This window comes from Cellulosimicrobium sp. NPDC057862, assembly GCF_042797035.1.
Classification (GTDB): domain Bacteria; phylum Actinomycetota; class Actinomycetes; order Actinomycetales; family Cellulomonadaceae; genus Cellulosimicrobium.
In genome coordinates, this window is the sequence record NZ_JBHVMH010000001.1 from 486,933 (window position 1) to 499,298 (window position 12,366).

Consider the following 12,366-nt stretch of genomic DNA (forward strand, 5'->3'; position numbering starts at 1 on the left):
CGGGCACCTCCGGCTGGGGACGGATCGAACGTATCGCCCGGCTCGTGGGGGCGCGCGGCGACCGCCGTTCGTCGCACGCGGGCCACCGTTCGTCGCACACCTCGACCGCCGGTCGACGTGACCTGGATCACCCCCTCGCGGGCTCCCTAGCCTTCCGTGGTCGGACGCAACGACGCGACCCTGGAGAGGCTCGATGACGACAGACACCCGCGCGGCGCGGAACGCCGCCCCCGACGAGCCGGAGATCGTGCCGGACCCGTCGCTGCCCCCCACCGCAGTGCCCGACTCCGTCCCCGGAGCGGAGACCCGGACCCGCTGGACGCCGCAGAAGATCGCCCTGTGGGCCGCGATCTCGCTGCTCGGCGGCATCGCCTGGGTCATGCTCGCGGTCGTCCGCGGCGAGACCGTCAACGCGATCTGGTTCGTGTTCGCGGCCGTCTGCACCTACCTCATCGGGTACCGCTTCTACTCGAAGGTCATCGAGCGCTACATCACGCGCCCCGACGACCGCCGTGCCACCCCGGCCGAGGTGCGCGAGGACGGCAAGGACTACGTCCCGACCGACCGCCGCGTGCTGTTCGGCCACCACTTCGCCGCGATCGCCGGCGCGGGCCCGCTCGTCGGCCCGGTGCTCGCCGCGCAGATGGGCTACCTGCCCGGCACGATCTGGATCATCGTGGGCGTCGTGCTCGCGGGCGCCGTCCAGGACTACCTCGTCCTGTTCTTCTCCATGCGTCGCGGCGGGCGGACCATCGGCCAGATGGCGCGCCAGGAGCTCGGGCGCGTGGGCGGCACCGCCGCGATCGTCGCGTCGCTGCTCATCATGATCATCATCGTCGCGATCCTCGCGCTGGTCGTCGTCAACGCGCTCGGCGAGAGCCCGTGGGGCGTCTTCTCCGTCTCGATGACGATCCCGATCGCGCTCTTCATGGGCGTCTACCTGCGCTACATCCGTCCGGGGAAGATCACCGAGGTCTCGGTCATCGGGTTCGTCCTGCTCCTGGCCGCGATCGTCGCGGGCGGCTGGATCGCGGACACGTCGTGGGGCGCCGAGCTGTTCCACCTCGACCGCACGACCATCGCGGTCGGCGTGATCGTCTACGGCTTCGTCGCCGCCGTCCTGCCCGTGTGGCTCCTGCTCGCCCCGCGCGACTACCTGTCGACGTTCATGAAGGTCGGCGTCATCGTCGTCCTCGCCGTCGCGGTGATCGTCGTCCGGCCCGAGATCACGGTGCCCGCGATCAGCGAGTTCGCGAGCGGCGAGACGGGCCCGGTCGTGTCCGGCGCGCTCTTCCCGTTCCTCTTCGTCACCATCGCGTGCGGCGCGTTGTCCGGGTTCCACGCGCTCATCGCGTCGGGCACCACGCCCAAGCTCGTCGAGAAGGAGCGCCAGACGCGCTTCATCGGCTACGGCGGCATGCTCATGGAGTCGTTCGTCGCGATCATGGCGCTCGTCGCCGCGATCTCGATCGACCGCGGCATCTACTTCGCGATGAACTCGTCCGCGGCCGCCACGGGCGGCACGGTCGAGGGCGCGGTCGCCTTCGTCAACGGGCTCGGCCTCATGGGGGTCAACCTCACGCCGGACATGCTCACGTCCACGGCCGAGGCCGTCGGTGAGCCGTCGATCGTGTCCCGCACGGGCGGCGCCCCGACGCTCGCCCTGGGCCTCGCGCACATCATGCAGCAGCTCGTGGGCGGCACCGCGATGATGGGCTTCTGGTACCACTTCGCGATCATGTTCGAGGCGCTGTTCATCCTCACCGCCGTCGACGCCGGCACGCGCGTCGCGCGCTTCATGCTCCAGGACACGATCGGCAACGTGGCGCCCAAGTTCCGGGACGTGACGTGGCGACCCGGCGTGTGGTTGTGCACCGCGATCATGGTCGCCGGGTGGGGGTCGATCCTCTACCTCGGTGTGACCGACCCGCTCGGCGGCATCAACACGTTCTTCCCGCTGTTCGGCATCGCGAACCAGCTCCTCGCGGCCATCGCGCTCGCCGTCGTGCTGGCGATCGTCGCCAAGCGCGGGCGCAGCTACCAGCGCTGGCTGTGGATCGTCGCGGCGCCGCTCGCGTTCACCGCGGTCATCACGATCTGGGCGTCGATCGAGAAGATCTTCTCGCCCGTCCCCGCGGTCGGGTACTGGGCCAACCACAACGCGTTCAAGGACGCTCTCGCGGCCGGCGAGACGTCGTTCGGCACGGCCGGCTCGGTCGAGGCCATGGAGGCGGTCGTCCGCAACACGTTCGTCCAGGGCACGCTGTCGATCGTGTTCGTCGTGCTCGCGATCGTCGTCATCGTCGCCTCGGTCCTCGTGACCGCGAAGGCGCTGCGCGACGGCGGCGGCACGAACCACGAGGACCCGCCCGTGGCGTCGCGCCGCTTCGCCCCGGCCGACGTGCTCGCGACGAAGGCCGAGAAGGAGATCGAGAAGGAGTGGGCGGCGCTGCCGCCCGAGAAGCGTCCTGCCGCGACGGGGCACCGGTGACGGTGCGGCAGGGCCCTCAGGGTCCCGCCACGACGGTCCGCGCGACCGTCGTGGCGGGGCCCCGCGGCCGCACGTCCGCCGTCGCGCGTCGGGTGCGCGACGGCGTCGCCGCGGTGCGGTGGTACGTGCGGCAGGTCATGGGTGACGACGCGTACGCGACCTACGCCGCGCACCAGCGCGCGGTGCACCCCGGCGGGGTCGTGATGACCGAGCGCGAGTTCTGGCGCATGCGCCACGCCGAGCAGGACGCCAACCCGGGATCGCGCTGCTGCTGACGCCCTAGGCTCGGCGCCGTGCTCCGCGTCCCCCTCGACCTGCTCCTGCCGCGCGTCTCGACCGCCGACGTCCGGCGCCGCGCCGCGGAGCTGCCCCGCCGCGGGCAGGAGGTCCGGGTCCGCGTGCGGGGCGAGGTGCTGGTCGCGCGGCGCTGGGCCAGCGGCGCGCACGCGAGCGGTCACAGCGTGCTGCGGGCCCGTCTCACCCAGGAGCCCGACGGCGTCCGGGTGCGCGGGGCGGTCGCGCCGAGCGGGCTCGACCTCCTCCTGGTCGCGATCTGGCTCGCCGCGGCCGGTGGGCTCGCGACGCTCGGCGCCGTCTACCAGAGCGGGGTCGCGTGGTGCGTGGCGCTCCTCCCGCTCGCGTTCGGGGCCGTCTTCGCCGCCTGGCTCCCCGGGGCCGCACGGGCCGGTCACGACGTCCTGCTCCCGACGCTCTCCGGCCTCGGCGAGACTCCCGGCCCGGACCGGCTACGGTGACGGGCGTGGCTCGCCCTCCCGTCCCCGTCACGCTCGACCCGCCGCGGGGCCAGATCCCCACCGTCTCGGTCGTGCTCGCCACCGACCCGTCGACCGCGGCCGGATGGGTCGAGGAGGCGTTCGGCTCCCAGCGCTGGAAGCGCCGCGCCTCGGACGCCGCCCATCAGGCCGGGGCGGCGCTGTGGGAGATCGGGGGCGCCGGTCGCGCCTTCCTCCTCGACGACCTCGACGTGCTGCGGTGGGTCACCCCGCGCGCGACGGCGTTCGTCTCGCACGGCCGGGCCGTCGCGACGGTCGGGTCGCTCGACCAGGGACCGGGTCAGGCGCCCGCCACGGCCGTCGCCCTGTCCCTCGTCGACGGAGCCTTCTCCTGCCGCGAGAGCCTCGGCGCCGTCGCGCGCGGCCTGTGCGACCGCGCCGTCCGAGCCGGGGCGCTGCGCCCGGACGACGTCCCGGTCTGGGCGAACGCCGTCGAGATCCCGGCCGGGTCGCCCCTCCACCCGGCCACCGGGCGAAAGCTCTTCCGCCGTGGCTGACGCGACGACGACCGGACGTGAGACGGTCCCGCCCGTGATCGAGCTGGCCATGAGCGACGCCGCGAAGCGTCAGGTGCTGCGCTCCAACCTGACGCTGATCTCGATCCTCGCGCCGCTCGTGGGTCTCGCCCAGCTCCCCGCGGCGATCACGGGCGGAAGCCTGGCGCTCGCCGTCGGGTTCCTCGTCTTCGCGCTGTCCATGATCCCGCTGACGTACGCGATCGGGCGGCGCATGGTCGACCGTGCGCGCATCGTCCTGGGCGACGGGACGTACACGGTGCACGGCTGGGGCCGGACGAAGCGGTTCACGGTCGCGGACGTCGACCGCGTCGTCACGGTGGACCGCATGGCGTTCGGGATGGCCGGGGCGACGCACCACCTCATCGTCGTCGCCCCGACGAAGCGGCTGCTCCTGCTCGTCGGGCAGATGTGGGACCGCGACCAGCTCTCGACCGTCGCGCTCGACCTCGCGCGCCGCGGCGTCCCGCTCACGCCCTGGCACCAGCCGGTCACGCCGGCCCAGCTCCGCGCGTTCGACCGGCGGCTCGTGCCCTGGCCGCAGGCGCACCCGGTAGCCCTCGGCCTGCTGGTCGGGCTCGGCACGCTCCTCGTCCTCGTGGTGCTGTTCGTCGTCCTGGTCGCGCTCCTCGTCTGAACCCCGCGAGGGCGGGCCCGGTGGCACGCGGGTCCTCAGGGCCGCGCCGCGCCGCCGTCCGGCCCCGGCCGACGCCCGGTCCGGTCGTGCCAGTACCCCTGCGCGTGCACGCGCGACCTCTCGATCCCCGCCGCCACGAGCTCGGCGCGGACCCGCGCGACGGCGGCGCTCTCCGTCGCGCACCACGCGTAGAAGCCGGTGCCCGCGTCGGCAGCGGACCGGCCGTGCTCCGCGGCCCAGTCCCGGACCGCGCCCAGCACGGCCCGCTCGCACCCACGGCGATGCCGGGGCACGTGCTCGACGCGCACGGTCCCGGGTACGTCGGCGACCGGTGCGTCCGCCGGGTCGTCGGCCTCGACGAGCACGTGCGCCCGCACGTCCGGACGCAGGCTCGCGAGGATGCCGCGCACCGCGGGCGCCGAGGTCTCGTCACCGACGAGCAGCACGTGCGCGACGTCGGGCCCCGGGTCCCACTGGGTGCCGTGGTCGGTCACGCCGAACCGCGCGTGCGGCGCCGAGAGCAGCACCCGGTCCCCGGGCGCCGCGCGGCGTGCCCACGCGCTCGCGGGTCCGGCGGGCTCGTGCAGGTACAGGTCGAGGTCCACCTCGGCGTCCCGCGGACGGACGGCCACGGGCGTGTACGAGCGCATCACCGGCCGCACGTCGTCACCGAGCGCGGACCACTCGCGCCGCCACGCGCTCTCGGCCGCGAGCCCCGCCCGCCGCGCGAGCGCGTCCGCCCCCGGCCCGGGGAGCAGGATCTTCACGCGCTGGTCGAGCCCGACGTCGGCGCACCCCGCCAGGTCCGGGCCGGCGAGCGTCACGCGCACCAGGCGCGGGCCGACGTCGTGCACGCGCGCGACCGTCGTCGGGAAGAGGACGTTGGGCGACCGGTGGAACCGGCATCCCGCCCCGCTCCCGACCGTGCTCCCGACCGAGGCCGAGGACCCGACCGGCCGGTCAGGACCCGGCACGGTCCTGGAGGAACTGCTCGACGTCGTCGAGCACGGCCTGGCCACCGAGCGGCCCGACGCCGCTGATCCAGTACGACTGGTCGACGACGCGCACGTCGGGGAACGACGACGCGTTGAGCGGGATCTCGGCCGGGACCGCGGCCGGGTCGGCGGGGTCGGCGGCCGAGACGAGGACCAGGTCGGCGGCGGCCTCGGTCACGCGCTCGGGCGACAGGTCGACCGAGATGTCCTCGCCCCAGTCCTGCGCCGGCGTCGAGAACCCGACGCACTCGAGCGTGCTGCCCGCGAACGACCGCGGGCCGTAGGCGGACACGATGCCGTCGCGCGGGCGCAGGAGCTGCGCCGTCCCGGAGACGTCGTAGTCCTCCTGGAGCTGGGCGCACCGCTCGTCGTAGGCGTCCAGCAGAGCCTGGGCATCGGCCTCGCGGCCGAGCGCGCGGCCCACGAGCAGCACGTTCTCCTGCCAGGGGTCGGTCTGCGTCGCCATGAACACGGTCGGCGCGATGCCCGCGAGCTGGTCGTAGAGGTCGGCGTGGCGCGACTCCGTGCCGAGGATGAGGTCCGGCTCGAGCGCGGCGATGGCCTCGAGGCTCGGCTCGGGCACCGTGCCCACGACCTCGATCGCCTGCGCGCCCTCGCCGAGGTACGTCGGCACGCCGGCCTCGACGCTCAGCACGGCGGCACCGACCGGGACGACGCCGAGGGCGACCGCGGTGTCCGTCTCCACGGGCTCGAGCGTCACGACGCGCTGCGGCGCCGCCGCGAGCTCGGCGGTCCCGCGCGCGTGCTCGACGGCGTACCCCGCGGCGGTGGCGTCCACCGTCGCGGTCGGTGCGGGCTCCGTCGGCCCCGACGAGCAGGCGGTGAGCAGGGCGGAGGCGAGCACGAACGCACCCGCGAGGGCGCCGCGGCGCGCGCGGAGGCTGGACGAGGCGGTCCGGGAGATCGGCACAGGGTTCCTTCACCACGAGTAGGTTTGCCTCACCTTATCTGCCGCCCGGGCGGGGGACGACGTGACGCTGGTTACGATCGCTGCATGTCCGGGCCCGTGTTCGCCGGCGCCGTCGCCGGTCTCGTCGTGGGCGCGCTGCTCACCCTCGGGCTCGTGCTCGCCTGGCGGCTCGCGCGCGGGTCGCGCGAGCTCGGGAGCGACTCGGACCGCGCCACGTTCCGCACCCTCCACCTCGCGTCGCGCGCCGCGACGCACCTGCGGGGCGGGCTCGACGGCGACGACGTCGGCCGTGCGGCCCGCTCGCTGCGCCAGCTCCTCGGCGCGGACGCGCTCGCGGTGGTCACCGCCGAGGGCGCGGTCGCGCTCGACGGCAGCACGACCCTCGAGCCCGACGCGCGCCGGGTCGCCGAGCGCGTGCTCGCCACCGGTCGGCGGCACGTCGAGAGCGGGGCCACCGGGCACGAGGGTGGCGACGTCGCGGACGCCGTCGGGGCCCCGGTCGTCGCGGGCGGTCGCGTCGCGGGCGTCGTCGTCGCGTTCGCCGGCACGGTCCGCCCCCCGCTCGTGCGCGCGACGGGCGAGGTCGCGCAGTGGTGCTCCGCGCAGCTCGAGCTCGGCGAGCTGGAGGCGTCGCGCACCGCGCTCGCGCAGGCCGAGCTGCGCGCGCTGCGCGCCCAGATCAGCCCGCACTTCGTCTACAACGCGCTCGGCGCCATCGCGTCGTTCATCAGCACCGACCCGGAACGGGCGCGCGACCTCGTGCTCGACTTCGCCGACTTCACGCGCTACTCGTTCCGGGGCCGCGGCGACTTCACCACCCTCGCGGACGAGCTGCGCTCCATCCACTCGTACGTCGAGCTCGAGCGCGCCCGGTTCGGCGAGCGCCTCGCCGTGACCCTCCAGATCGCACCCGAGTCGCTGACGACCGTGATCCCGTTCCTGTCGGTGCAGCCGCTCGTCGAGAACGCGGTCCGGCACGGCCTGGAGCCCCGGGAGCGCGGCGGGACGATCGTCATCACCGCGCGCGACGAGGGCACCCAGACGGAGATCACCGTCGAGGACGACGGCGTCGGCATGGACCCGGCCGTCGTGCGCGAGCTCCTCACGTCCCGCGGGAGCGAGCACGTGGGGCTGCGCAACGTCGACCGGCGTGTGCGCCAGCTCTACGGCGACGACCACGCGCTCGACATCGAGACCGCGCCCGGCTCGGGCACGCTCGTGCGCCTGCGCGTGCCGCGGTCCCAGCCGCTGCACGAGACGGAGGTGAGCGTGCCGTGACCGGTACCGACCCGACACCAGACCCTGCCCGGGGGCGGACGTCTGCCTCGCCGAGCGCGCCGACGAGCCCCGGCGCCGGGGCGGAGGAGGACCCGGCCGGCGTCGGGCTCGACGTGCTCGTCGCCGACGACGAGCGCCCCGTGCTCGACGAGCTCGTCGCCCTGCTGCGCCGCGACCCGCGCGTGCGGACCGTGCTCGGGGTCGCGACCGGCTCGGAAGCGCTACGCGAGCTCTCCTCGCGCACGGTCGACGCGGCGTTCCTCGACATCCACATGCCCGGACTGACCGGCCTCGACCTCGCCCGCGCGCTCTCGCGCTTCGCCGACCGGCCCGCCGTCGTGTTCGTCACCGCCGACGAGGCCCGCGCGCTCGAGGCGTTCGACGTCGAGGCGGTCGACTACGTGCTCAAGCCCGTGCGCCGCGAGCGCCTGACGCGCGCCGTCGACCGGGTCGTGGAGCGCGTCGCGGACCGCGCGGGCCGCGCCGGCGGGGCCGCGCCGGACGCCGGGTCGACGCCCGCGAGCGCCGCTCCCCCGGCCGTGGGGTCCGGCGCGGGGCCCGAGGTGCCGGAGGACGAGACGCTCGTCGTGACGGTCGGGACGACGACGCGCCTCGTCCGCCGCAGCGCGGTGCGGTGGGTGCAGGCGCAGGGCGACTACTCGCGGCTCGTGACGGACACCGAGCAGTTCCTCGTGCGCGAGCCGTTGTCCGACCTGGAGGAGCGGTGGGCCTCGGCCGGGTTCCTGCGCGTCCACCGGTCGTACCTCGTGGACCGGGCCGCCGTGACCGCGGCGCGGTTCGGCGGGGCGCAGCCCGCGCTCGTCGTCGCGGGCCACGAGGTCCCCGTGAGCCGCCGCATGGTCCCGGCGGTGCGCGAGGCGCTGCTCGGCCCGCACCGGGGACCGTCGTGACCGGCCCGGACCCGTCCCGGTACGGCGACGGACGCGCTCCCGACCGAGAGCCGCACCCCGAGGTGCAACCCCCGGCCCGGGGTGCAGCATCCGGCGGTCGTCGACCCGATCGCGTGCGCGTCCGGTCGACCGATCCCCTGCCCGTCGCAGGACCCGCGCCCGGCGTCCCGGCGGGCGGACCGCCGTCGGGCACGTCCACGACCACCCCGCGGCGCCCCGACGAGCCGGACGACGACGTGGCCCACTACACGCGCGGCCTCGTCCGGGCGCAGCTCCGGCTCGGGCTCGCGTGCGTGGTCTCGTTCCTCGCCGTCGTCGCGCTGCTCACGGTGACGATGAGCGCGGTGCCCGCGCTGGACGCCGTGGTGATCCTCGGCGTCCCGCTCCCCTGGCTCGTGCACGCGTACGGCTTCTACCCCGTGATCGTCGCGTTCGCGGTCGTGTTCGCCGTCGCGGCGGCGCGCAACGAGCGCCGGTACCGCGCCCTCGCCGAGGGATCGTCCGGGCCCGCGGAGGCCGGCCCGGACGAGGCAGTCCCCCACGAGGCGGACGCCCCGTGAGCGCGCTGCCCCTCGTCGCGATCGTGCTGCTGCTGCTCGCGACCGGCCTCATCGGGTTCTACGGCCTGCGCATCTCGCGCACCACGAGCGACTTCTTCGTCGCGTCGCGCACGGTGCGCCCGGTGTGGAACGCGTCGGCGATCAGCGGCGAGTACCTGTCCGCGGGCACGTTCCTCGGCCTCTCGGGGCTCGTGCTGCTCTCCGGCGCCGAGGCGTTCTGGTTCCCCGTCGGGTACGCGGCGGGCTACCTGCTCGTCCTGCTGTTCGTCGCCGGCCCGCTGCGCCGCAGCGGCGCGTACACGATCCCCGACTTCGTCCACGCCCGCCTCGACTCCGTCGTCGCGCGCCGCGTCACGAGCGTCCTCGTGCTCGTCATCGGGTGGCTCTACGTGGTGCCGCAGCTCCACGGCGCGGCGCTCGTGATCACGAGCATCGCGCCCGTCCCGCCGTGGGTCGGGTCGGTGGGGATCGCGGTCGTCGTGAGCGCGGTCGTCGCGGCAGGCGGCATGCGCTCCATCACGTTCGTCCAGGCGTTCCAGTTCTGGGTCAAGCTCACGGCGCTCGCGCTACCTCTCGTGTTCGTGCTCATGGCGCTGGGCGGCGCGTTCGAGCCGGGTGGCGCCACCGTCACCTTCGACCCTGCGGCGGTCTTCCCGCACGACGCCGGACCCGGCGGCCTCGACGCGTACGCGACCGTGTCGCTCCTGCTCGCGCTGCTGCTCGGCACGACCGGCCTGCCGCACGTCCTCGTGCGCTTCTACACCTCGCCCGACGGCGGCTCGGCCCGCCGCACGACCGTCGTCGTGCTCGTGATGATCAGCGTGTTCTACATGGTGTCCAGCACGCTCGGGCTCGTCGCCCGGGTCGTCGCGCCCGACCTCGCGGCGCCCGGCGTCGCCGACACCGTCGTCCTCACGCTCCCGACCCGCCTCGTGCCCGGGCTCGGCGGCGAGCTGCTCGCGGCCCTCGTCGTCGCCGGCGCGTTCGCGGCGTTCCTCGGCACGTCGTCGGGGCTGGTCGTGGCGCTCGCGGGCGTCGTGAGCCAGGACCTGTTCGGCGGGACCGTGCGGTCGTTCCGGTGGTCGGCGGTCGCGTGCACGCTCATCCCGCTCGCGTTCGCGCTCGTCACCATCCCGCAGGGCCTCGTGACGAGCGTCGGGACGGTGTTCGTGTTCGCCGCCTCCGCGCTGTCGCCGGTGATCCTGCTCGGCGTGTGGTGGCGCGGCCTCACCGCGCGCGGCGCCGTGGCGGGGATGGTCGTGGGGTCCGTCCTGTGCGCGACGGCGCTGCTCGCCTCGTCCGCGCTCGTCGCCGCGGGGTACGGGGCCGGCACGTCGGGCACGACGGCGGAGGGCGTCGCCGGCGTCGTGCGCGCCCTGCTCGCCCAGCCCGCGGCCTGGACCATCCCGCTCGCGACGGCGACGGTCGTCGTCGTGTCGCTGCTCGACCGGCACGGCCCGCCGCTGCGCACCGACCGGTTCCTGCGGCGCCTGCACGTGCCGGAGCTCCGGCGCCGTTGACGACGGTGTGAAGCCTGCAATCTGTAGCGTAGAAAGCGTGAGACCTGTAGCGCAGGAGCCCTGACCTGGTCAGATCCAGCGCGCGCCGATCTCGTCGTGGAGCTGCTGCGTCTTCTGCACGCGGAGCACGCCGTCCTCGACCGCGGCCTCCAGCCCGACCTCCCGCGCGATGGCGACGATCGCGTCGCGCTGCTCCGGGTGGTCGTCGGCGTCGCCGCCGTCCCACAGCTCGAGCCACCGGTCGGTGGGGTCGTCGCTGCCGCAGTCGGCCCACACCCGGCAGATCCGGTCGAGCTCGTCCTGGGTCATGGGGCGGGTCGGGGTGGCGTACACGGCGGGCTCCTGTGCTCGGCGTCGGTCAGAGAGTCGCGACTCACCCTAGGGGGCGGCAGGCGAGATCAGCCGTGCGTCCGGACATCTCATCTGGCGGTCACCCTCGACCGCATGCCGGATGGGCCGTAGGATCGTGGCAACCATCCAGAGCGGTCGAGAGTCCTGGCTCGACGACACCGCAGCAACCCGCCGACGGAAGCCTCCCGAGGACAAAGGTGCTAACGCCAGGGTCGATGGAGCGACTAATGGTCTCAGAGGCATCCTTCGCGCACCGTCCGGGCAGCCCGTGCCCGACGGCGGTCGCGCACGCACGCACCGCGGTCGGAGCGACGTCGTGAGCGTCGCCGACGCCGTCGGGCAGGCCCACGGCGGGGCGGCACGGCCGACGGTCTCGTTCGAGCTCATGCCCCCGCGCCGCCCGGACGCGGCGCCCAAGTTCTGGGAGACGGCGCGCCGCCTCGTCGCGACGCACCCCGACTTCGTGTCCGTCACGTACGGGGCGGCGGGCACCGACCGCGCGACCGCGCGCCAGGTCGTCGGTCGTCTGCTCCAGGGCACGCCCGTGCTGCCGATCGCGCACCTCACGTGCGTCGGTGCGTCGCGCGAGGACGTCGAGGAGGTCATCAACGACTTCCTCGACGAGGGCGTGCGGAGCTTCCTCGCGCTGCGGGGCGACCCGCCGCGCGACCAGCCGGACTGGCAGCCCGCGCCCGACGGCGTGCGGTCGTCGACCGAGCTCGTCGCGCTGCTCCGCGAGGTCGAGGCGTCGCGCTGCGCGTCCGACCCGGCGGCCGCCCTGCGTGGCGCCGCGCGCCCGCTGACGATCGCCGTCGCGACGTTCTGCGACGGCAACCCCGCCGCCGGCACCACGCGGAGCCAGGAGGTGCGCCGCCTGTGGCAGAAGCAGCAGGCCGGCGCGAGCTTCGCGATCACGCAGCTCTTCTACGACGCGTCGTCGTACACCGACTTCGTCGCCGAGGCCCGCGCGGCCGGCGTGACGATCCCCATCCTCGCGGGGCTGCTGCCCACGACGGAGCCCGCGCGGCTCCGCCGCGTCGAGGAGCTCACGGGCGTGCGCGCGCCCCAGCACCTGCTGGACGCGCTCGACGCCCTGCCCGACCCGGAGGCGCAGCACGCCTACGGGATCGCGTACACCGTGGACCTCGCGCAGCGCGTCCTCGACGCGGGCACGCCCGGTCTGCACGTGTACACGTTCAACAAGCACCGCGCCGCTCTTGACCTGCTCGAGGGTGTCCACCTCGGCGGCGGGTCGCGCGGGACCGGGGGCAGCGCCAGCGCTGCCGCCGCCCCGCTCGTCCCGGACCTGGCCAGCGGGCCGTGGGTCACCGGCACCTCCCTGCCCACGACGAGCGCCGCCACGCACGGCACGCCCGTCTGACC

Annotated in this window: 13 protein-coding genes and 1 riboswitch; of the genes, 10 read left to right on the forward strand and 3 right to left on the reverse strand. The window is 74.9% G+C overall.

What is annotated here, in order from left to right; translation table 11 throughout:
- Positions 1-193 precede the first annotated feature (193 nt).
- From ACFVN3_RS02030 to ACFVN3_RS02050, 5 genes are read left to right on the forward strand one after another with little or no spacing between them, the layout of a single operon-like run.
- On the forward strand, positions 194-2,491 hold the full coding sequence (locus ACFVN3_RS02030; protein ID WP_378230036.1) for a carbon starvation CstA family protein: 2,298 nt from the start codon (positions 194-196) through the stop codon (positions 2,489-2,491).
- Positions 2,488-2,766, forward strand: a complete 279-nt coding sequence (locus tag ACFVN3_RS02035; protein ID WP_378230038.1) for a YbdD/YjiX family protein — start codon at positions 2,488-2,490, stop codon at positions 2,764-2,766. The genes ACFVN3_RS02030 and ACFVN3_RS02035 overlap by 4 nt, the downstream gene beginning before the upstream one ends.
- 18 nt (positions 2,767-2,784) lie before the next feature.
- Complete coding sequence (locus ACFVN3_RS02040; protein ID WP_378230040.1) at positions 2,785-3,246, forward strand: hypothetical protein; 462 nt, start codon at positions 2,785-2,787, stop codon at positions 3,244-3,246.
- 5 nt (positions 3,247-3,251) lie between these two features.
- The gene (locus ACFVN3_RS02045) at positions 3,252-3,782 is read left to right on the forward strand and encodes a hypothetical protein (protein ID WP_378230042.1); all 531 of its coding nucleotides are present in this window, start codon (positions 3,252-3,254) and stop codon (positions 3,780-3,782) included.
- Positions 3,783-3,816: 34 nt separating this feature from the next.
- Positions 3,817-4,437, forward strand: coding sequence for a hypothetical protein (locus ACFVN3_RS02050; protein ID WP_378230044.1), 621 nt, complete (start codon positions 3,817-3,819; stop codon positions 4,435-4,437).
- 35 nt (positions 4,438-4,472) lie between these two features.
- Here ACFVN3_RS02050 and ACFVN3_RS02055 read toward each other — a convergent pair whose 3' ends face one another.
- Positions 4,473-5,291, reverse strand: coding sequence for a siderophore-interacting protein (locus ACFVN3_RS02055; protein WP_378230046.1), 819 nt, complete (start codon positions 5,289-5,291; stop codon positions 4,473-4,475).
- A 106-nt stretch (positions 5,292-5,397) separates the two neighbouring features.
- A complete protein-coding gene (locus ACFVN3_RS02060; RefSeq protein ID WP_378230048.1) occupies positions 5,398-6,363 on the reverse strand; it encodes an ABC transporter substrate-binding protein in 966 nt (321 codons plus the stop codon).
- An 84-nt stretch (positions 6,364-6,447) separates the two neighbouring features.
- Between ACFVN3_RS02060 and ACFVN3_RS02065 the strand changes: the two genes are divergently transcribed.
- From ACFVN3_RS02065 to ACFVN3_RS02080, 4 genes are all read left to right on the forward strand, one after another.
- Positions 6,448-7,641, forward strand: a complete 1,194-nt coding sequence (locus ACFVN3_RS02065) for a sensor histidine kinase (RefSeq protein WP_378230050.1) — start codon at positions 6,448-6,450, stop codon at positions 7,639-7,641.
- 113 nt (positions 7,642-7,754) lie between these two features.
- Positions 7,755-8,552 carry a LytR/AlgR family response regulator transcription factor gene (locus ACFVN3_RS02070; RefSeq protein ID WP_378230318.1) on the forward strand — a complete coding sequence of 266 codons (798 nt, stop codon included), beginning with the start codon at positions 7,755-7,757 and terminating at the stop codon, positions 8,550-8,552.
- A 113-nt stretch (positions 8,553-8,665) separates the two neighbouring features.
- A complete protein-coding gene (locus ACFVN3_RS02075; RefSeq protein ID WP_378230052.1) occupies positions 8,666-9,112 on the forward strand; it encodes a heavy metal transporter in 447 nt (148 codons plus the stop codon).
- A complete protein-coding gene (locus ACFVN3_RS02080; RefSeq protein WP_378230054.1) occupies positions 9,109-10,632 on the forward strand; it encodes a cation acetate symporter in 1,524 nt (507 codons plus the stop codon). Before ACFVN3_RS02075 ends, ACFVN3_RS02080 begins: the two co-directional genes overlap by 4 nt.
- A gap of 69 nt (positions 10,633-10,701) precedes the next feature.
- Here ACFVN3_RS02080 and ACFVN3_RS02085 read toward each other — a convergent pair whose 3' ends face one another.
- A complete protein-coding gene (locus ACFVN3_RS02085; protein ID WP_087470335.1) occupies positions 10,702-10,965 on the reverse strand; it encodes a hypothetical protein in 264 nt (87 codons plus the stop codon).
- 137 nt (positions 10,966-11,102) lie between these two features.
- A riboswitch (SAM riboswitch) is annotated at positions 11,103-11,205 on the forward strand.
- Between the two features lie 94 nt (positions 11,206-11,299).
- Here ACFVN3_RS02085 and ACFVN3_RS02090 point away from each other — a divergent pair.
- On the forward strand, positions 11,300-12,364 hold the full coding sequence (locus ACFVN3_RS02090; protein WP_378230056.1) for a methylenetetrahydrofolate reductase: 1,065 nt from the start codon (positions 11,300-11,302) through the stop codon (positions 12,362-12,364).
- Positions 12,365-12,366: the final 2 nt, after the last annotated feature.

What these genes read in the sequence shown, in the direction of transcription:
- ACFVN3_RS02030 (WP_378230036.1), top strand. Translation starts at nt 194, where the DNA reads ATGACGACAGACACCCGCGCGGCGCGGAACGCCGCCCCCGACGAGCCG.
- ACFVN3_RS02065 (WP_378230050.1), top strand. Translation starts at nt 6,448, where the DNA reads ATGTCCGGGCCCGTGTTCGCCGGCGCCGTCGCCGGTCTCGTCGTGGGC.